At 70.7% G+C, this 19323-nt stretch carries 17 protein-coding genes and 2 tRNA genes; 5 read left to right on the top strand and 14 right to left on the bottom strand.

Annotated elements, in window-relative coordinates:
- The first annotated feature begins 115 nt into the window (after positions 1-115).
- Positions 116-1165: a rod shape-determining protein gene (locus ACIQV3_RS15830; RefSeq protein WP_403712966.1), complete on the top strand. Its 1050-nt coding sequence runs from the start codon at positions 116-118 to the stop codon at positions 1163-1165.
- Between the two features lie 30 nt (positions 1166-1195).
- On the opposite strand, the gene ACIQV3_RS15825 is transcribed toward ACIQV3_RS15830, so the two are convergent.
- On the bottom strand, positions 1196-2344 hold the full coding sequence (locus tag ACIQV3_RS15825) for a sensor histidine kinase (protein ID WP_403712965.1): 1149 nt from the start codon (positions 2342-2344) through the stop codon (positions 1196-1198).
- A gap of 140 nt (positions 2345-2484) precedes the next feature.
- Here ACIQV3_RS15825 and ACIQV3_RS15820 point away from each other — a divergent pair, with 140 nt between their 5' ends.
- Positions 2485-3066: a vitamin K epoxide reductase family protein gene (locus tag ACIQV3_RS15820; protein WP_403712964.1), complete on the top strand. Its 582-nt coding sequence runs from the start codon at positions 2485-2487 to the stop codon at positions 3064-3066.
- Between the two features lie 90 nt (positions 3067-3156).
- On the opposite strand, the gene ACIQV3_RS15815 is transcribed toward ACIQV3_RS15820, so the two are convergent.
- Positions 3157-5778: a valine--tRNA ligase gene (locus tag ACIQV3_RS15815; protein ID WP_403712963.1), complete on the bottom strand. Its 2622-nt coding sequence runs from the start codon at positions 5776-5778 to the stop codon at positions 3157-3159.
- Positions 5779-5905: 127 nt separating this feature from the next.
- Here ACIQV3_RS15815 and ACIQV3_RS15810 point away from each other — a divergent pair, with 127 nt between their 5' ends.
- Complete coding sequence (locus ACIQV3_RS15810) at positions 5906-6877, top strand: hypothetical protein (RefSeq protein ID WP_403712962.1); 972 nt, start codon at positions 5906-5908, stop codon at positions 6875-6877.
- A gap of 79 nt (positions 6878-6956) precedes the next feature.
- Here the strand turns inward: ACIQV3_RS15810 and ACIQV3_RS15805 are convergent, their stop codons facing one another.
- From ACIQV3_RS15805 to ACIQV3_RS15780, 6 genes are all read right to left on the bottom strand, one after another.
- Positions 6957-7250 carry a hypothetical protein gene (locus ACIQV3_RS15805; RefSeq protein WP_403712961.1) on the bottom strand — a complete coding sequence of 98 codons (294 nt, stop codon included), beginning with the start codon at positions 7248-7250 and terminating at the stop codon, positions 6957-6959.
- 180 nt (positions 7251-7430) lie between these two features.
- A complete protein-coding gene (clpX, locus tag ACIQV3_RS15800; protein ID WP_250739478.1) occupies positions 7431-8717 on the bottom strand; it encodes an ATP-dependent Clp protease ATP-binding subunit ClpX in 1287 nt (428 codons plus the stop codon).
- A gap of 153 nt (positions 8718-8870) precedes the next feature.
- On the bottom strand, positions 8871-9521 hold the full coding sequence (locus ACIQV3_RS15795; protein WP_327252748.1) for an ATP-dependent Clp protease proteolytic subunit: 651 nt from the start codon (positions 9519-9521) through the stop codon (positions 8871-8873).
- A 107-nt stretch (positions 9522-9628) separates the two neighbouring features.
- Complete coding sequence (locus ACIQV3_RS15790; RefSeq protein WP_327252749.1) at positions 9629-10246, bottom strand: ATP-dependent Clp protease proteolytic subunit; 618 nt, start codon at positions 10244-10246, stop codon at positions 9629-9631.
- 355 nt (positions 10247-10601) lie between these two features.
- On the bottom strand, positions 10602-11996 hold the full coding sequence (gene tig / locus ACIQV3_RS15785) for a trigger factor (RefSeq protein WP_403712960.1): 1395 nt from the start codon (positions 11994-11996) through the stop codon (positions 10602-10604).
- 189 nt (positions 11997-12185) lie between these two features.
- Positions 12186-12262 (bottom strand) — tRNA-Pro (locus ACIQV3_RS15780).
- A gap of 178 nt (positions 12263-12440) precedes the next feature.
- Here ACIQV3_RS15780 and ACIQV3_RS15775 point away from each other — a divergent pair.
- Positions 12441-12511 (top strand) — tRNA-Gly (locus tag ACIQV3_RS15775).
- A 455-nt stretch (positions 12512-12966) separates the two neighbouring features.
- On the opposite strand, the gene ACIQV3_RS15770 is transcribed toward ACIQV3_RS15775, so the two are convergent.
- The 5 genes from ACIQV3_RS15770 to ACIQV3_RS15750 form a co-directional block, all read right to left on the bottom strand.
- The gene (locus ACIQV3_RS15770; RefSeq protein WP_403712959.1) at positions 12967-13161 is read right to left on the bottom strand and encodes a hypothetical protein; all 195 of its coding nucleotides are present in this window, start codon (positions 13159-13161) and stop codon (positions 12967-12969) included.
- Positions 13162-13291: 130 nt separating this feature from the next.
- Positions 13292-13747: an HD domain-containing protein gene (locus ACIQV3_RS15765; RefSeq protein WP_403712958.1), complete on the bottom strand. Its 456-nt coding sequence runs from the start codon at positions 13745-13747 to the stop codon at positions 13292-13294.
- On the bottom strand, positions 13744-15150 hold the full coding sequence (locus ACIQV3_RS15760) for a pyridoxal phosphate-dependent decarboxylase family protein (protein ID WP_403712957.1): 1407 nt from the start codon (positions 15148-15150) through the stop codon (positions 13744-13746). Before ACIQV3_RS15760 ends, ACIQV3_RS15765 begins: the two co-directional genes overlap by 4 nt.
- Positions 15151-15249: 99 nt before the next feature.
- Complete coding sequence (locus ACIQV3_RS15755; protein ID WP_403712956.1) at positions 15250-15429, bottom strand: hypothetical protein; 180 nt, start codon at positions 15427-15429, stop codon at positions 15250-15252.
- Positions 15430-15784: 355 nt separating this feature from the next.
- Positions 15785-16930 (bottom strand): PP2C family protein-serine/threonine phosphatase, encoded by a 1146-nt coding sequence (locus ACIQV3_RS15750; protein ID WP_403712955.1) that lies wholly within the window; start codon positions 16928-16930, stop codon positions 15785-15787.
- A 116-nt stretch (positions 16931-17046) separates the two neighbouring features.
- Between ACIQV3_RS15750 and ACIQV3_RS15745 the strand changes: the two genes are divergently transcribed.
- Entirely contained in the window at positions 17047-18282 is a 1236-nt protein-coding gene (locus ACIQV3_RS15745) for a GNAT family N-acetyltransferase (protein ID WP_403712954.1), read from the top strand.
- A gap of 34 nt (positions 18283-18316) precedes the next feature.
- Here ACIQV3_RS15745 and ACIQV3_RS15740 read toward each other — a convergent pair whose 3' ends face one another.
- On the bottom strand, positions 18317-19123 hold the full coding sequence (locus ACIQV3_RS15740) for an Fpg/Nei family DNA glycosylase (RefSeq protein WP_403712953.1): 807 nt from the start codon (positions 19121-19123) through the stop codon (positions 18317-18319).
- Positions 19124-19323: the final 200 nt, after the last annotated feature.

Below are 19323 nucleotides of genomic sequence, written 5' to 3'. Positions count from 1 at the left end.
ACCCAGTCTACGGACGAGGGGCGCAGGGACTTTCGGCCCGGTCGCATCGGGACCTTCGGCTGCCGGTGCGACCTGATCGTTATGCAAGCCTTGCGGGCAGGAGATTGGGGAATAAATGCCGCAGGCCAGCACGAACAAGACAGGTTCCAGCCGCGACATAGGCATCGACCTGGGAACTGCCAACACCCTCGTCTACGCACGGGGGCACGGCATCGTCCTCAATGAGCCGTCCGTGGTGGCCGTCAAGGCGGGCACCACCACCGCACTGGCCGTGGGGACCGAGGCCAAGGAGACCATCGGCCGCACTCCCGGCTCCATCACCGCGATCCGCCCCCTCAAGGACGGCGTGATCTGCGACTACGAGGCCGCCGAGGAGATGATCCGGCACTTCGTCCGCAAGGCCGTACCCGGCCGCCGGGTGCGCACCCGCATGGTGATCTGCGTACCGTCCGGGGTCACCCCGGTGGAGCGGCGGGCCATCATCCACGCCTCCGCCCGGGCCGGCGCCAAGACCGTGCACCTGATCGAGGAACCCATGGCCGCGGCGATCGGCGCCGGGCTCCCGGTGTCCGAACCGCGCGGCTCGATGGTCGTCGACATCGGCGGCGGCACCTCCGAGGTCGCCGTCATCTCGCTGGGCGGCATCGTCACCGCGCGGTCGCTCCGGGTCGCCGGCGACCGGATGGACGCCGCCATCACCGACTACGTCCGCAAGGAGCACTCCCTGCTCATCGGCGACCGCACCGCCGAGGACGTCAAGATCGCCATCGGCTCGGCCTGGCCGGTGCCGGACCGGCCCGAGCTGGAGACCGCCACCTTCACGGTGCGGGGGCGCGAGAAGGTCGGCGGCATGCCCCAGACGCTCGCGCTCGACGCGCGCGACGTGCGCGCCGCCCTGGACGAGCCGGTCGAGGCGATCATCGCGGCCGTCCGCACCACCCTGGAGGAGTGCCCGCCCGAACTGTCCGGCGACGTCATGGAGCACGGCATCGTCCTGACCGGCGGCGGCGCACTGCTGCCCGGCCTGGACCTGCGGATGGCCTCCTCGACCGGGATCCCGGTCTTCGTCGCGGACGACCCGCTGGATTGCGTGGCCCTGGGATCGGGCCGCTGCGTGGAGGACATGGACGCGCTCAGCAGCCTGCTGGCCCCGGCGCGGGCCTAGGCCGGCTTGGTCTTCGCCGTCGCCGCGGGCTCAGCCCTTCGGGAGGGTCGCGAGGACCTCGTACGCGTCCCGCGTGCGCGTCGCCGTCAGGGTGCCGCCCAGGCTGCGCACGCGCTCGGACATGCTCGCGGTGCCCGAGCCCGCCGAGACGGGGGCCCGGGTCGGGTTGCGCTCCGCCAGCCCGTTGCGGACGGCGATCCGCAGCTGCGGGCCGTCCGCGGCGATGGACACCTCGATGGTTTCCCCGCGGGCGTGCTTGGCGGCGTTGGTCAGGCATTCCTGCACCACCCGGTAGACCGCCGCCTGGCGCAGCGGCGACAGCCCGTGCACGGCCGGATCCAGGTCGAGGCGTACGGGCGAACCCGCGCGCCCGCTCTCCTCCGCGAGCGCCGCCAGCCCGTCCACCCCCGGGGTCGCCGCCCGTTCCCCGCGCTGCACGATGATCTCGTTCAGCACGAGGTGGGCCCGGCGGGCGGTGTCGGCGAGTTCCTCGAAGTCCTTCGCGTACGCCGTCTCGCGCGAGCGCATCGACAGCACCTCGGAGCGGACCGTCAGCAGGGTCAGCTCGCGCCCGACGAAGTCGTGGACGTCGCGGGCGACGGAGGTCCGCTCCTGCTGGACCGCCTGGAGCACGGCGGACTCGGCGCGCCGGGTGTCGAGCTCGCGCACGAGGTCGTGCCGGTAGGCGGCGATGCCCACGGCCGAGGCGAGGACCCCGATGGGCACGACGAGGCTGAGGAAGGAGCTGAGGGTCTCGGCCCGCGGCTCGGGCCAGCCGGGCAGGCTGAACACCCCCAGCGCGAAGGCCACGTACCCGAGGGTGGCCAGGATGCCGGCGCGGCGCCCCCGGTAGCGGCCGACGGAGTACAGGGCGAACTGGACCAGGGTGAGCTCGTGCAGCCAGCCGATGAAGAGCAGCGCGGTGAGGTACGAGACCCAGGGCGCCTGGCGGCGCACCAGGAGGGTGAGGCAGCCGGCGGCGAGCACCAGGGCGGCGCGGGGGCCGTTCAGGGAGTTGTCGGCGGCGGCCAGACCCGGCAGGTCGAGGGCCATCAGGGCGAAGCAACTGATTGCCGTGAGCACGTCCATCGCCCGGGCGGACCCGCTCCAGCTCTCACTGAACCGGCGGCCGACGGCCATGGCCCGGTGGAATGCGCGGACGGCGGGCTTCACGTGCATGCCCCCCATCATCCGGGGTCCGCGCCGGGGATCAGTGTCCCGGACGCCCGCCATGACGTGATATACGGCACTTCGGACAGATCCGGACATGGCCGGATGGCCCTGCCGCCGGGCACCCCCTCTTTCGTAGCGTCGAAGGAATGACCCCGCGAACGCCCCAACCGACGAGCAGCCGGACGAGCCCCTCCCGGGCGCTCCCGCTGCTCCTGCTCATCGGCGGCCTCATCGGCGCCCTGGCCTCCGGCGTCCTCACCTACGACCGGATCCGCACCCTGGAGGATCCGCTCTTCACCCCGGGCTGCAACGTCAGCGCCGTGCTCAGCTGCGGCGACGTGATGACCACCTGGCAGGGCAACCTGCTCGGCTTCCCCAACATGCTGCTCGGCCTCGCCGGCTTCGCGGCCCTCGCCGCACTGGGCACGGCCCTGGTCGCCGGAGCGCTGTTCCCCCGGTGGCTGTGGCGCGGGCTGTGGGCCGGGATCGCGGCCGGGTTCGCCTTCACCGTGTGGCTGATCAGCCAGTGCCTGTACGTGATCGGGGCCCTGTGCCCGTGGTGCATGGTCGTCTGGGCCGTGATGATCCCGCTGTTCTGGTACGTCACCCGCCACCTGGCCCCGGCCGGGTCCCGGCTGCGGGCACTCCCCCACTGGGTCGTGCCGCTGGCCGCGTACGGCGTCGTGGCGGCGCTCATCCTGACGAAGTTCGGCACCCGGCTGCTGTGACGCCCGTCCCCTCGCGGGGAACAGATACGGCGAAGGCCCCCACGTCGACCGACGGCGTGGGGGCCTTCGCTTGTGTACTCGACCGGGCTATCAGCCCGCGGGAAGGGCCTCCAGCTGGGCCTTCAGGCGGGCGATGTCGCCCTCCGCCTTGGACAGCCGGCCCTTGATCTTGTCGACGACGTTGTCCGGGGCCTTGGCGATGAACGCCTCGTTCCCGAGCTTCGCCTCGGCCTGCTGCTTCTCCTTCTCGGCGGCGGCCAGGTCCTTGCTCAGCCGCTTGCGCTCCGCCGGGATGTCGATGGTGCCCGACAGGTCGAGCGCGACGGTGGCGCCGGCGACCGGGAGGGTCGCGGTGGCGCTGAAGTCGTCGCCCTCAGGCTGGAGGCGCAGCACCTGGCGGATGGCGGCCTCGTGGGCGGCCAGCGTGGTGGCGGACAGGTCCAGGCGGGCCGGGACCTTCTGCTTGTCGTCGAGACCCTGCTCCTTGCGGAACCGGCGGACCTCGCGGACCAGGGTCTGGATGCCCTCGATCTCGGCCTCGGCGCCGGCGTCACGGAAACCGCTGTCCTTGGGCCAGTCGGCGATCACGAGGGACTCGCCGCCGGTCAGCGTGGTCCACAGGGTCTCGGTGACGAAGGGGACCACCGGGTGCAGCAGGCGCAGCATGACGTCGAGGACCTCGCCGAGGACCCGGGCGGAGGCCTTGGCCGGCTCGCCGCCCGCGAAGAAGGTCGTCTTCGACAGCTCGACGTACCAGTCGAAGACCTCGTCCCACGCGAAGTGGTAGAGCGCCTCGCTGAGCTTGGAGAACTGGTAGTCCTCGTAGAAGGCGTCGGCCTGCGCGACCGTCTCGTTGAGCCGGGACAGGATCCAGCGGTCGGTCGCCGACATTTCCTCGACCGAGGGCAGGTCGCCCTCGATCGTGGCGCCGTTCATCATCGCGAAGCGGGTGGCGTTCCAGATCTTGTTGGCGAACTTGCTGGAGGCCTGGACCCAGTCCTCGCCGATCGGGACGTCGACACCCGGGTTGGCGCCGCGCGCCAGGGTGAAGCGGACCGCGTCGGAGCCGTACTTGTCCATCCAGTCCAGCGGGTTGACCGCGTTGCCGAAGGACTTCGACATCTTCTTGCCGCGCTCGTCGCGGACCATGCCGTGCAGGGCGATGGTGTGGAACGGCGGGGTGCCGTCCATCGCGTACAGGCCGAACATCATCATCCGGGCGACCCAGAAGAAGAGGATGTCGTAACCGGTGACCAGGACGGCGTTCGGGTAGAACTTCGCCAGGCTGTCGGTCCGCTGCGGCCAGCCGAGCGTGGAGAACGGCCACAGGCCGGAGGAGAACCAGGTGTCCAGGACGTCCGTGTCCTGGGTCCAGCCCTCGCCGGTCGGCGGCTGCTCGTCGGGGCCGACGCAGACGATCTCGCCGTTCGGGCCGTACCAGACGGGGATGCGGTGGCCCCACCACAGCTGGCGCGAGATGCACCAGTCGTGGAGGTTGTCGACCCAGTCGAAGTAGCGCTTCTCCATCTCCTGCGGGTGGATCTTGACCTGGCCGTCGCGGACCGCGTCGCCGGCGGCCTTGGCGAGCGGGCCGACCTTGACCCACCACTGGAGCGAGAGGCGCGGCTCGATGGTGGTCTTGCAGCGCGAGCAGTGGCCGACGGAGTGCGTGTACGGACGCTTCTCGGCGACGATCCGGCCCTCGGCGCGCAGCGCGGCGACGATGGCGGAACGGGCCTCCAGCCGGTCCAGACCCTGGAAGGGGCCGTGGACGGTGATGACGGCGTGCTCGTCCATGACGGCGAGGTTGGGCAGGCCGTGGCGCTGACCGATCTCGAAGTCGTTGGGGTCGTGCGCCGGGGTCACCTTGACGGCGCCGGTGCCGAACTCCGGGTCGACGTGCTCGTCGGCGACGACCGGGATGCGGCGGCCGGTGAGCGGCAGCTCGATCTCGGTGCCGACTAGGTGCTTGTAGCGCTCGTCCTCGGGGTGGACGGCGACGGCCGTGTCACCCAGCATCGTCTCGGCGCGGGTCGTCGCGACGACGATGGAGGCGTCGCCCTCCCCGTACCGGATGGAGACGAGCTCGCCCTCGTCGTCCTGGTACTCGACCTCGATGTCGGAGATCGCGGTGAGGCAGCGGGGGCACCAGTTGATGATGCGCTCGGCGCGGTAGATCAGCTCGTCGTCGTAGAGCTTCTTGAAGATGGTCTGGACGGCCTCGGACAGGCCCTCGTCCATGGTGAAGCGCTCGCGCGACCAGTCGACGCCGTCGCCGAGGCGGCGCATCTGGCCGGAGATCTGCCCGCCGGACTCGCCCTTCCACTGCCAGACGCGCTCGACGAAGGCCTCGCGGCCCAGGTCGTGGCGGGACTTGCCCTCCTTGGCGAGCTCGCGCTCGACGACGTTCTGGGTGGCGATGCCCGCGTGGTCCATGCCGGGCTGCCAGAGCGTCTCGTAGCCCTGCATGCGCTTGCGGCGGGTGATGGCGTCGATCAGCGTGTGCTCGAAGGCGTGCCCCAGGTGGAGGCTTCCGGTGACGTTCGGCGGCGGGATGACGATGGCGAAGGGAGGCTTGTCGCTCTTCTCGTCCGCCTCGAAGTACCCACGCTCTACCCAGCGCTCGTAGAGCTTCCCCTCTACATCGGCCGGCGCGTAGGAGGTCGGCAGTTCGGAGTAGGGGCTGCTGGGTGTCTGCGTGTTCTCGGTCACGAGCCACAGTTTAGGGCCGTAACGGTCCGGTCATGAAACCGGGTTTCCGGGGGCCCGGGGCCTTTTGCCGCCCCGGCTTCCGCCAGGATGTGTGGGACGCATAAACGACCTCATGGGGGGACGCGGGATGAGCTACAACCAGCCGGGACCGTACGGAGGCCAGCAGCCGCAGCAGCCGGGGCCCTACGGACAGCAGCCGCAGCAGCCGCAGCAGCCGAACCCGTACGGCGGCCAGCAGCCCGGCCCCTACGGCCAGCAGCCCGGCTACGGCTACCCGCAGCAAGCCCCCCAGGGAGTCCCCCAGCAGGGCTACCCGCAGCAGCAGCCCGGCTTCCCCCAGCAGCCCCCGTACGGCGGCTACCCGCAGCAGCCTCCGTACGGCGGGGTGCCCCCGCAGCAGCCCCCGAAGAAGTCCAAGGCCGGCGTGATCATCGCCGTGGTCCTGGCGGTGGCCGTGATCGGCGGCGGCGCGTTCTACTTCCTGGGCTCGGGCGCCGGAAGCGGTGACGTCTCCGCCTCCACCAAGGGCTACAAGATCGTCCCGCCTGCGACGGTGAACGACTTCAAGAAGGGCGACGCGGCCGGCTCGAGCAAGATGGACGACGAGCAGAAGAAGCGGACCGAAGGGATCGGGATCAAGAACCCGACCAAGGTCGGCCAGGACTACGCGATCTCCGACCCGGCCAAGCCGCTGGAGACCAAGTCCCTCAGCTTCTCCGGGTTCTACGGCGAGATCGCGGACCCCGCGAAGACCCTCGACGCCTCGTTCGCGATGTTCAAGGCCTCCAGCATGGACGAGAAGAACAAGGACTCCGACGTCCAGTTCCTCGGCTCCCCGGAGACCTTCAAGCCGGCCGGGTTCAGCGGCGCGCTGATGAAGTGCCAGGAGATGAAAATGGTCTCCAAGAAGCCCTCCACGAACCCGCTGGAGCCCAAGGAAATCACGGTCCCGGTCTGCGTCTGGACCGACTACAGCACCATGGGCCTGACGATGGCCATCGACGTCAGCAAGGTCATGACCGGCGGCAAGGGCTACACCCTGGCCCAGACCGCCGAGCTGCACGCGAAGCTCTACAACACGGCGCGCACCAAGATGTGAGGTGAGGCCGCCGCATCAGGCGGCCCGGAGGGCGCTGTCACCGCGCCGCGACAGCGCCTTCCCCTGTGCACCACCGGGCTCACGCCGGACGCGAGGCCTGGTAGCACGCTTCCTGGATGTGCCCCGGGTTCTTCACCCCTGCCAGCACCAGCATGCCCTGGCACTCGGGCCGGGCCGTGGCGGAAGAGAGGCCCCTCGCCGCACCCCGGTCGCACGCGGAAATCACCTGGGACCCCACGCGGTAGCGCATGTTGTGCATGTAGTTGGTGCAGTCACCGGACGTGGCGTGCGCGGGCGCCGCCACCAGGACGGGCAGTACGCCCGCCATCACCGCCGCCGCCAGAATCCCGACCGTCCGCCGCAACTTGACCATGGATCACTCCCCACTCACGTGCATGGGTGTCGGACAGTAGTGGATCACTCAGCCCTTCCCGGGGTCCGCGGGGATCGCACCTTTGACCGACCGTGCACCCCCTGCGGCCGGCCTCGGGCATGAGGAAGGGGCGCCACCCGCTACGGGTGGCGCCCCTTCCTCATGTCTGCTGCCTGCCGGCTACGCCGACTTCTCGTGCGGGCCCTGGTCCTTCGGGACGATCCGCGGGACCAGCGTCGGGTTGACGTTGGAGCGGACCACGTCCGAGGTGATGACCACGCGGGCCACGTCCTTGCGGGACGGCACCTCGTACATCACCGACATCAGGACCTCTTCCATGATGGCGCGCAGGCCGCGCGCGCCGGTCTGGCGGAGGATCGCCTGGTCGGCGATGGCCTCGAGGGCCTCGCGCTCGAAGTCCAGCTCGACGCCGTCGAGTTCGAACAGCCGCTGGTACTGCTTCACCAGGGCGTTGCGCGGCTCGATGAGGATCTGGAGCAGGGCCTCGCGGTCCAGGTTGTGGACCGAGGTGATGACGGGGAGACGGCCGATGAACTCGGGGATCATCCCGAACTTCACCAGGTCCTCCGGCATGACCTCCTGGAACTGGTTGCTCGCCTCGATCTCGCGCTTCGAGCGGATGGTCGCCCCGAAGCCGATGCCCTTGGCGCCGGCGCGGGACTCGATGATCCGCTCCAGGCCGGAGAAGGCGCCGCCCACGATGAACAGCACGTTCGTCGTGTCGATCTGGATGAACTCCTGGTGCGGGTGCTTGCGGCCGCCCTGCGGCGGTACCGAAGCGGTCGTGCCTTCCAGGATCTTCAGGAGGGCCTGCTGCACGCCCTCGCCGCTCACGTCGCGCGTGATCGACGGGTTCTCGCTCTTGCGGGCGACCTTGTCGATCTCGTCGATGTAGATGATCCCGGTTTCGGCCTTCTTGACGTCGTAGTCGGCCGCCTGGATCAGCTTGAGCAGGATGTTCTCGACGTCCTCGCCGACGTACCCGGCCTCCGTGAGCGCCGTCGCGTCCGCGATGGCGAACGGAACGTTGAGCATCCGGGCGAGCGTCTGGGCCAGCAGCGTCTTGCCCGAGCCCGTGGGGCCGAGCAGGAGGATGTTGGACTTCGCGAGTTCGATCGCGTCGTCACGGCCCGTCCCGCCGCCGTTCTCGCCGGCCTGGACGCGCTTGTAGTGGTTGTACACCGCGACGGAGAGCGCCTTCTTCGCCGGCTCCTGGCCGACGACGTAGCTCTCCAGGAACTCATAGATCTCACGAGGCTTGGGGAGTTCCTCCCACCTGACCTCGGAGGTCTCGGCGAGCTCCTCTTCGATGATCTCGTTGCAGAGGTCGATGCACTCGTCGCAGATGTACACACCGGGTCCCGCGATGAGCTTCTTCACCTGCTTCTGGCTCTTTCCGCAGAACGAGCACTTGAGCAGGTCGCCGCCGTCACCGATGCGTGCCACGAGGTGCTTCCCCTTCGCCTGGGAGACGCCTGGTTCAGCGCTCCTGGTGCCTCATATCCGACGGTACCTTGCCGGGGGCCCCGTACGGGGCCCCCTTGACGTGGTTCACATCGCCGAATCCGGCGATGTGTCCGCGTCAACTGGCGGCAAGGATCAGTTCGAAGTCTTACGGGTCGCGACGACCTGGTCGATCAGGCCGTACGCCAGCGCGTCCTGGGCCGTGAGGATCTTGTCGCGCTCGATGTCGTCGCGGATCTTCTCGATCGGGGTCGAGGAGTGCGTGGCCAGCATGTTCTCCAGCTGGTCGCGCATGCGCAGGATCTCGTTGGCCGCGATCTCCAGGTCGGAGAGCTGCTCACGGCCGGTGCCGCCCGAGGGCTGGTGGATCAGCACGCGGGCGTTCGGCAGCGCCATGCGCTTGCCGGGCGCACCGGCGGCGAGCAGGACCGCGGCGGCGGAGGCCGCCTGGCCCATGCAGACCGTCGAGATGTCCGGCTTCACGAACTGCATCGTGTCGTAGATCGCCGTCAGCGCGGTGAAGGAGCCGCCGGGGCTGTTGATGTACAGGTAGATGTCGCGGTCCGGGTCCATCGACTCCAGGCACAGGAGCTGCGCCATGACGTCGTTGGCGGAGGCGTCGTCGATCTGCACGCCGAGGAAGATGATGCGCTCCTCGAAGAGCTTCGCGTACGGGTCGTACTCGCGGACGCCCTGCGAGGTGCGCTCCACGAAGCGCGGGATGACGTAGCGGTTGTCCACCGGCGCGCCGGTGTAGAGGCCGCTCGCGGGAGAGAGGTTGTTCATGTGCATCTGGGTGTTCACCGTCCTGGTGGCGTTCTGCGGGCTGAGGCTTGCCTGGTGCGGGCTGGCGCGGGGATCCCCGTACGGGATCCCGTGCGCCGGGGCCGGGATCAGGCCCCGGTGCCGCCGCCGCCCGGGACCAGCGACGCGGCGGAGATGATCTCGTCGATCAGGCCGTAGGCCTTGGCCTCTTCCGCCGTGTACCAGCGGTCGCGGTCGCCGTCGCGGATGATCGTCTCCACGGTCTGGCCGGAGTGGTGCGCGGTGATCTCAGCCATGCGCTGCTTCGTGCGCAGCAGGTACTGGGCCTGGATCTTGATGTCCGAGGCGGTGCCACCGATGCCGGCGGAGCCCTGGTGCATCAGGATGTCGGTGTTCGGGAGGGCGAAGCGCTTGCCCGGGGTACCGCCGGTGAGCAGGAACTGGCCCATGGAGGCCGCCATGCCCATACCGATGGTGACCACGTCGTTCGGGATGTACTGCATGGTGTCGTAGACCGCCATGCCCGCCGTCACCGAGCCACCGGGGCTGTTGATGTACAGGTAGATGTCCTTGTCCGGCTCGGCGGCCAGGAGCAGGAGCTGCGCGGTGATCTTGTTGGCGATGTCGTCGTCGACCTGCTGGCCGAGGAAGATGATGCGCTCGCCGAGCAGCCGGTTGTAGACATGGTCGCCGAGGCCGCCACCGATGGACGGCTCACCCGCGGCGTAAGGCTTCAGATTCGTCACGTATCCACCTGCTCGTCTCCGACGGCCATGTGCCGTCTCAGCGTCTCGTTCTGGGGCGCGGACCTGCCGTGCGGACGATGTCCACCGGCGTCGGGTACTCCCGTGCCCTCGTATTCATGGACCCTAACGCGCAGCTACGACAACGCCATCCCGCTTCCCGAACTGTTCGCTCGGAGCGCAAGGTCAGGACCCCGTCACGGAGGGCCTTCGGGAAGGCGTGGGTAAGGCATGGGGAAGGCGCGGGGGAGGCCGCCCGGAGTCCATCCCGTGGGGAAGGCCGAAGGGCCCGGACGCGATGGCGTACGGGCCCTCCGGGCCGTGCTCTGGTACTGCTCAGCGGGGGTGAGCCCGGGTGTTACTTGGCCTCGTCGGCCGCGATCTCACCGTCGGCCTCGACGACGTTCTCGACGGTCTCGGCGGCCGTCTCCAGCTCGTCCTCGTCGTCGGAGAGGTCGACGACCTCACCGTTGGTGTCGGTGACCTTGGCGGCCTCGACGACGGCCGCGAGGGCCTTGCCGCGGGCGACCTCGCCGACGAGCATCGGAACCTGGCCACCCTCGACGACGGCCTGGGCGAACTGGTCGGGGGACATGCCGGAGGAGGCGGCGCGACGCATGAGGTGCTCGGTGAGCTCCTCCTGGTTCACGTTCAGCTTCTCCTTGTTGACCAGCTCGTCGAGGACGAACTGGGTCTTGATGCCCTTGATCGCCTGCTCGGCGGTCTCGGCGTCGAACTCCTCGACCGTCTTGCCCTGGATCTCCAGGTACTTCTCGATGGTGAGGCCCATCTGTCCGAGCTGGTGGTGCTCGAGGTTGTGCTTGCGGGTCTGGACCTCGTCCGCGAGGAGCTTCTCGGGGATCGGGACCTCGACGAGCTCCAGCAGCTTCTCCAGGACGCGCTCCTGGGCCTGCGTGGCCTGGTCGTACTGCTTCATGTTCTCGAGGCGCTTGCGGCTGTCGGCCTTGAGCTCGTCCAGGGTGTCGAACTCGCTCGCCATGCCGGCGAACTCGTCGTCCAGCTCCGGCAGCTCACGGGCGGAGACCTTGGTGACCTTGACGGTGACCTCGGCGTCCTTGCCCTCGGCGGAGCCGCCCTTCAGCTGGGAGGTGAAGGTGGTCTCGCCACCGGCCTCCAGGCCCTTGACGGCCTCGTCGATGCCTTCGAGAAGCTCACCGGAGCCGATGGTGTAGGAGACGTCCTGGGCGACACCGTCCTCCAGCACCTCGCCGTCGACCTTGGCCTCGAGGTCGATGGTGACGACGTCGCCGTCCTCGGCCGCGCGCTCGACGTCCTTGGTGGACGCGAAGCGGCCGCGCAGCTGCTCGACCGACTTCTCGGCGTCCTCGTCCGAGACCTCGACGGCGTCCACGGTGACCTCGATGCCGGAGTAGTCCGGGATCTCGATCGCGGGACGGATGTCGACCTCGGCGGTGAAGGCCAGCAGTTCGCCGTCCTTCAGCTCCGTGACGTCGACGTCGGGCTGGCCCAGCGGGTTCAGGTCGGCCTCGTTGACGGCCTCGGTGTAGAACTTCGGGAGGGCGTCGTTGACGGCCTCCTCCAGCACCGCACCGCGGCCGAAGCGCTGGTCGATGACGCGGGCCGGGATCTTGCCCTTGCGGAAGCCCTTCACCGTGACCTGCTGGTTGATCTTCTTGTAGGCCGCGTCGAGGCTGTCCTTGAGCTCCTCGAAGGGCACCTCAACAGTGAGCCGAACCCGAGTCGGGTTCAGGGTCTCCACGGCGCTCTTCACGGTTCGGTCTCCTTGTGGCTGACTGCTGGGGGTCTCCGCTCATCGCCGCGGTCTAGCGGTTCTCAGCGGATCGGGCCCGGTACATCAGACACACGGGCACGCAGCTTGCATAGTAGCCGCAAGCGGCAATCAGCCCACAACGCGATCATCGACGCGGTCTCGTAGAGGGGGATCGCGCGATCCTCCTGCTGGTCGGGGTGGCCGGATTCGAACCGACGACCTTCCGCTCCCAAAGCGGACGCGCTACCAAGCTGCGCCACACCCCGTCGGTGCGACACGTAGGGTACATGCCCGAAGACCCTCCGCCGTGCGGAGTTTCGGCGATTGCGCCACGACAGAGCGGACACGACTGCCCGCGAACGCGAAATGCGGTGTGCGATCCCCCGCAGGAACCCGCTAGGATGCTCTTCGTGCCGCGGTCCCCGGACCTGCGACGCGCATGCTGCGGGTGTAGCTCAATGGTAGAGCACTAGTCTTCCAAACTAGCTACGCGGGTTCGATTCCCGTCACCCGCTCAGAGACGCAAAGGGCCAGGTCAGAGGATGTTTCCTCGACCTGGCCCTTCGTCGTTCCCGGGGGCTGGGCCTGGCGGAGAGTGGTGAAGCTGAGACCTGCGGGCCGCTCGCGTCTTAGAGTCCCGTTGGGAGGCCGGATGGCAGGCAAGAGTGACTGGAAGAACCACCCGCGTTGGCACCTGGTGCTCTTGGCCTGGCTGCTGATCTTCTCGATCACGGAGGAAGATCCGGTCATGCGCGTCTTGCTGGCCGTCGCCGTCCTCATGGGGGCGGCTCGCTACGGGCGTGAGTCCGTGAGGTGGCGGGCCGACAGCAGCCCGGCACGGGCGACACCGCCACCACCGCCACCCCCACCGACACAGCGGTCCGAGGGGTATCTGTAGGGCAGCGTCGCCTCTTCGGCTGCGAGGGTTCGGTTGCTGTCAGCCGTTTCGGGCGCCCTGGTGAGCGGCGGCTCAGGGGTCGATCTTTCCGATCGTGGAGGCGACGGAGTTCAGGAAGTTGTTGACGTCCGGGGCGATGGAGCTGGACGCGAGGAAGAAGCCGAAGAGGACCGCGACGATCGCGGGGCCGGCCTTGAGGTTGCCTCCGCGGACGAGCACCACGAGGATGATCGCCAACAGGACTACCACTGATAGCGAAATGGCCACTTCTGATCACACCTTCGGTCGTCCCCTGGTCGGCCCGGGATGCGGACGCGCGCACCCCCACATGGTCCATCTTCCCACCAACGTGCCCTGGCTATCCGTCTCGTGACGAAGAGACGGTGACGCTTTTGCGTCAGGGGGTGGGGAGGCCCAGGAGTGAGCGGACATAGGCGTACTTCACGGACAGTCTGTCGCGGGTGGGGGCGTCGAGGACCGCGAGGCGGGCGGGGTCCGCGTTGTGGGCCAGGTCGGCTTCCTTGACCAGGAGCGCGCCGGGGGTGGCGAGGATGCGGGCCGTGTACGCCTCGACCGGTTCGCCGGGGCGTTTGGTGACGGCCAGAACCATGTCCTTGACGGACTGCGGGAGTTCGGCCGATTCCAGCCAGGCCGGGGTGAGGGCTTCATCCTCGATCGCGTCGTGGAGCCAGGCCGCCGCCTGCTGGTCGGCGGTGCCGCCGCGGGCGCGTACGCCCTCGGCGACGGCGGCGAGGTGTTCCGCGTAGGGGCGGCCGGCCTTGTCGGTCTGGCCCTCGTGCGCGGCGCGGGCGAGGGCCTCGACCTCGACGAGGGTGAGTGGGCCGTGTGTCATCCGAGCTCCTTCGCCGCCGTGTGGAGTGCCTGCGCGATCCGGCGTACGTCTGCCTGTGTGGTGCGCCAGTTGGAGAACGCGGCGCGCAGGGCGGGGGTTCCCGCGTACGTCGTGGGGGTGACGAAGACCTCGGGTCCGGCCGCTTCGCGCAGCGCCGTGAGGCGGGCCGGGGTGGGGGAACGGGTGAGGGTGAAGCAGACGACGTTCAGGCGGACCGGGGCCAGGACCGTGAAGTACGGTTCCTGGGTGAGGGATTCGCCGAGTGAGCGGGCGCAGGCGATGTCCCGTTCGACGATCTCGCGGTGGCCCTCGCGGCCGTAGGCGCGCAGGGTGAACCAGGCGGCGAGGGCGCGCAGCCGGTGGGAGTTCTCCGGGGTCAGGTGGACCAGGTCGGGTTCTTCGGAGAGGGGGCCGAGGTAGGTGGCGGCGTTCTGGAAGACGCGGGCCTGGAGGTCGCGGCGGCGGGTGAACTGGACGGCGCTGTCGTAGGGGACGTTGAGCCACTTGTGCAGGTCGACGCAGATCGAGTCGGAGGCGTCGAGGCCGGCGGTGAGGTGGGCGTGGGCCGGAGAGAGCGCGGCGAACGCGCCGAAGGCGGCGTCCGTGTGCAGCCAGAAGTCGTGGCGTTCGCGGAGGGCGGCGATGGCCCGCAGGTCGTCGAAGTCCACGGTGTTGACGGTGCCGGCGTTGGCGACGACCACGGCGGGCCGGCCGGGCGTGTCGGCGAGGGCGCGGTCCAGGGCGGCCGGGTCGACGGCCTCGCGGCCGGGGAGGGTGGGGACGGGGACGAGGGAGCTACGGCCCAGGCCGAGGACGGAGAGGGCCTTGGCGATGGAGGAGTGCGGGGCGCCGGAGAGGACGCGGACCCGGCCGAGCGCGGCCGCGCCGTCCTCGGCCGGGGAGACGCCGAGGCGTTCACCGAGCCACTCGCGGGCGATGGCCAGGCCGGTGGTGTTGGACATGGTGGCGCCGCTGACGAAGGTGCCGGTGTGGGCGGCGGAGAGGTGGAAGAGGTCGCGGAGCCAGGTGATGGTTTCGCGTTCGAGGTCCTGGCCTCCGCCGTCCAGGGCGGAGTTGGAGTTCTGGTCGTGGGCCGCGGTGAGCCAGTCGCCCGCGAGGGCGGCGGGGGTGGCGCCGCCGGTGACGAAGCCGAGGTAGCGGGGGCCGGCGGAGGCCGACAGCCGTGGGGCCCAGCGCTCCGCGAAGGCCGCGAGGGCGGCTTCGGTGCCGGAGCCGTGCTCGGGGAGCCGCGGGGTCGGCTCCGCCGGGTGCGCCGGGTGCGCCGGCGGTCCGGGTACGACGGGACGCGCGTCCAGTGCTGCGAGGGTCGCGGCCGCGGCGTCGCGGGTGGCGTCGAGAATCTCGGGGAGGCGGGCCAGGTCGGCGGCGAGGGTGCAGTCCATGGGGGCACGGTAGAGGGCCGCCGGGCCACGGTGGACCGGCCAATCGGAGGTGAGTGGCCCGGGGGCGGTTTCGGCGCGTGCTGGTCGGCGTACGGCCCCTCAGGTTCGGCCGAGGCGCAGGGCGCGCCGGGCCGGGAGGGCCGCGGCCGCCGGGGTGAGGGTGACGGCGGCTGCCGCGAAGGAGCCGTGGACCAGGGGCGGGACGTACGGGGCCGTGCCCGTCGTCGCCTTCGTCGGGGGTGTCGGGGTGGCCAGGGCTGTCGCCGAACCCAGGCCCACCGCCGGACGGAGTCCGGCGCAGCGGCGCGAAGCCGGGGTGGCGGCGCGAAGCCGGCGCAGCCGCGCGAAACCGGGGAGGCCGCGCGAAGCCGGCGCAGCCGCGCGAAACCGGGGCGGCCAGGGCTGTCGCCGAGCCCAGGCCCACGGCCGCGCGAAGCCGGGGCGGCCGCGCGAAGCCGGGGCGGCCGCGCGAAGCCGGGGCGGCCCGCTGGGGCCTGTCGTCACACTCCCGCCGTCGCCCGAAGGGCGGTCGCGCGGCGTCCGGTGCGTGCTCTCGGCGGGCCGGGCGGAAGACCGCGTACTGGGCACCTGCCCGGCCTTCCGCCCGGTGCGGCGAGAGCACGTGCCGGGGCGTTCAGTGGGGCGCGCGGCGGATCAGGAGGAGGGCTCTGTCGTCGTTGACGTCCTTGGCCACCTTTTCGATCAGGTGCCAGGTCGCGCCCTCCCAGCCCGCGCCGACGTAGCGGTCGGCCTCGCCGGTGAGGCGGTCGATGCCCTCGCTGAGGTCGCGGTCGGCCGTTTCGACGAGGCCGTCGGTGAAGAGCATCAGGACGTCTCCGGGGCGGAGGTTGCCGCGGGCGGGGGTGAACTCGGCGCCGTCGTAGACGCCGAGGAGCGGGCCCTCGCCGGTCTTCTCCTGCCAGCGGCCGGTGCCGGCGGAGAGCTGGAGGGCGGGCAGGTGGCCGGCGGAGAGGAGTTCGTAGTCGCCGGTCTCCAGGTCCAGGACGAGGTGGATGGAGGTGGCGAAGCCCTCGTCCCAGTCCTGGCGGAGCAGGTAGCCGTTGGCGGCCGGCAGGAAGCCGTGCGGGGGCAGGGCTCCCAGGAGGCCTCCGAAGGCGCCCGAGAGGAGGAGCGCGCGGGAGCCCGCTTCCATGCCCTTGCCCGAGACGTCGGTGAGGACGATCTCCAGGGTGCGGCCGCCGTTGGTGCGGGCGGCGACGACGAAGTCGCCGGAGAAGGACTGGCCGCCCGCCGGGCGCAGGGCCATCTCCCGGTGCCAGCCGCGCGGCAGGGTGGGCAGTTTGCTCTGGACCCGGATGCGTTCGCGCAGGTCGAAGAGCATGGTGCCGCCGCGCCGCCAGGGCACGCCCACGCGGCTGCGGAACTGGGCGATGACCAGGCCGAAGAAGCCGCAGGCCGCGACGACGAGGACGGTGCCGGGGGTGACCCGTGCCGGGCCCTGGGTGTAGGGGCCGAGGACGAGGGCCTCGACGATCAGTGCGGCCGCGGAGGCCGCGTAGAGGGCGAGCAAGCTGGCGGGGCGGAGGAGGAGCCCTCCCGCCACGATCGGCAGGACGAGCGCGGCCGGCGAGAACCAGACGGGCAGCATCAGCGTGCCGCAGGCGATGGCCGGGATGGTCAGGAGCAGGCCGCCGAAGGCCAGCCAGTCGGAGGCGTCGCCGCGGAAGTAGTCGACGGCGGATTTGCGCAGCGCCGTGCGCGCCCGGTGCCACATCATGCGGGACCGGGCCAGGAGGGACTCCACGTGTGCTCCGGCCATTGCTTCGGGACCCTATCCATCCTGGCTGTGCGCGCGCAGGGGTACCCCCGGAGATGGGCCCATCGGCAACCGAAAAGAGATCGACCGGGACGGATTGCCCTGATAGGGATGGCCGTATGGCTCTTGAGACGCGCGTATTGCAGTCGGACGAGTGGGACGTCTGGTACGACCAGCTGGAACTGGCGTTCGGCGGAATGCCCGAAACCCCCGAGGAACGGGAGCTCTACCGGTCGCTGACGGAGACGGAGCGCTCCCTCGGCGTCTGGGACGGCGGGACCTGCGTGGCCACGGCGGGGGCCTTCTCCTTCCGGCTGTCGGTCCCGGGCGGGGCGCTCGTCCCGGCGGCCGGGGTCACGATGGTGGGCGTCTCCCCCACCCACCGCAGGCAGGGCGTGCTCAGCTCCCTGATGCGCCGCCAGCTGGACGACGTCCGGGCGGGTGGTGAACCGATCGCCGTGCTGACGGCCTCGGAACCGGTCATCTACGGGCGCTTCGGCTACGGCACCGCCGCGTACTCGATGTCCGTGGAGATCGACAAGACCCGCGTACGGCTCTCCGTGCCGCCGGGCACCGACGAGGTGCGGCTGCGGCTGGTCGATCCGCGCAAGGCCCTGGCCGACTGCGAGCGGGTGTACGCGGCCCTGCTCGCGGGCCGTCCCGGGATGCCGGCCCGGCAGCCGGGCTGGGAGCTTCAGGCGCTGCTCGACCCGGAGTCGACCAGGAACGGCGCCTCTCCCCTGAGGTGCGTGGTCGCGGAGCGGGCGGACGGCGAGGTGGTCGGGTACGCCCGCTACCGGGTCAAGCCCGAGTGGGACCTGACCGGTTCGGACGGCCGGGTGGACGTGGCGGACCTCGACGCACTCGACCCGGCGGCGTACGCGGCGCTGTGGCGTTACGTGTTCTCCATCGACCTGACCTGGACCGTACGGGCCCTCAAGCGGCCGGCGGACGATGCCGTACTGCACCTGGTCACCGATGTGCGGCGGACGCGGGCGCGGCTGCGCGACTCCCTGCACGTACGGCTCGTGGACCTGCCGGCGGCGCTCACCGCGCGGGCCTACGGGGCTCCGCTGGACGTGGTCCTGGAGGTCGGGGACGCCTTCTGCCCGTGGAACGCGGGGCGCTGGCGGCTGACCGCCGGCGCGGACGGGGCAGCTACGTGCACCCGGACGGAGGACCCGGCCGACCTGGAGCTGTCGGTACGGGAGCTGGGCGCGGCCTACCTGGGCGGGGTCACCCTGCACTCGCTCGCCGCGGCGGGCCTGGTGCGCGAGGCGCGGCCGCGCGCCCTGGCCCGTACCTCCCGCGCCTTCGCGGGAGACGTGGCCCCCTGGCTGCCGCACGGGTTCTAGGGGCCAATACATCTAGGGCCTGCAACCGGTCCGCCTAGCGGGACTGGCACCCCGGGCACCAGAAGAGGTTGCGGGCGGCGAGACCGGCGGTGCGGATCTCGCCCCCGCAGATGTGGCAGGGCAGGTTCGCCCTCCGGTAGACGTACACCTCGCCGCCGTGGTCGTCCACCCTCGGCGGGCGGCCCATGGCCTCGGGCAGGTGCTCGTCGCGCACGGTGTCGATGCGGTTGTTGCGCACGCCCTCGCGCATGAGCAGGACCAGGTCGGCCCAGATCGCGTCCCACTCGCGGCGGGTCAGGTCCTTGCCCGCGCGGTAGGGGTCGATGCCGTGCCGGAAGAGGACCTCGGCGCGGTAGACGTTGCCGACGCCCGAGACGACCTTCTGGTCCATGAGCAGGGCGGCCACGGTGGTGCGGGAGCGGGAGATCCGGACCCAGGCACGGTCGGGATCGTCGGTGGGGCGCAGCGGGTCCGGGCCGAGCCGGTCGTGTATCGCCTTCTTCTCGCCCTCGCCGATGAGCGCGCACGCGGTGGGGCCGCGCAGGTCGGCGTAATGGTCCTCGTTCAGCAGCCGGAGCCGGACCGTGTCCGCGGCGGGCGGGGCCGGGGCGGGGCCGAAGCCGAGCTTGCCGAAGAGGCCGAGGTGGATGTGGATCCAGGCGTCGCCGAGTTCGAGGAACAGGTGCTTGCCGTGCGCCTCGGCGGATTCCAGCTCGCGGCCGTCGAGCAGGGCCGCGCTCTCGGCGAACCGGCCCTGCGGACTGCTCACCCGGACCGGCCGGGCGGCGAAGCGCTCGGTGTGGTCCTGGGCGAGGCGGTGGATCGTATGCCCCTCGGGCACGGCGGCACTCCTCGGAGACGAAAGACCGGGAAGATCGGAGACGAAAAAACCGGGAAAAGAAAAACCGGCCGCGGGGCCCCCCGGGGGGGCCCGGGGCGGGGGGGGGGGGGCCCCGCGGGGGGGGGGGCGGGGGGGGGGGGGGCGCGCCGGGGGGCTGGTCGGCGGAGCGCCCGTCGCGCCGCGGGGGGGGGGGCGCCGCC

Origin of the sequence: Streptomyces sp. NPDC099050, assembly GCF_044759865.1 — a bacterium.
Classification (GTDB): Bacteria; Actinomycetota; Actinomycetes; order Streptomycetales; family Streptomycetaceae; genus Streptomyces.
Note: the sequence above shows the minus strand (reverse complement) of the source record. Positions and strands in the feature narration are given on the sequence as shown.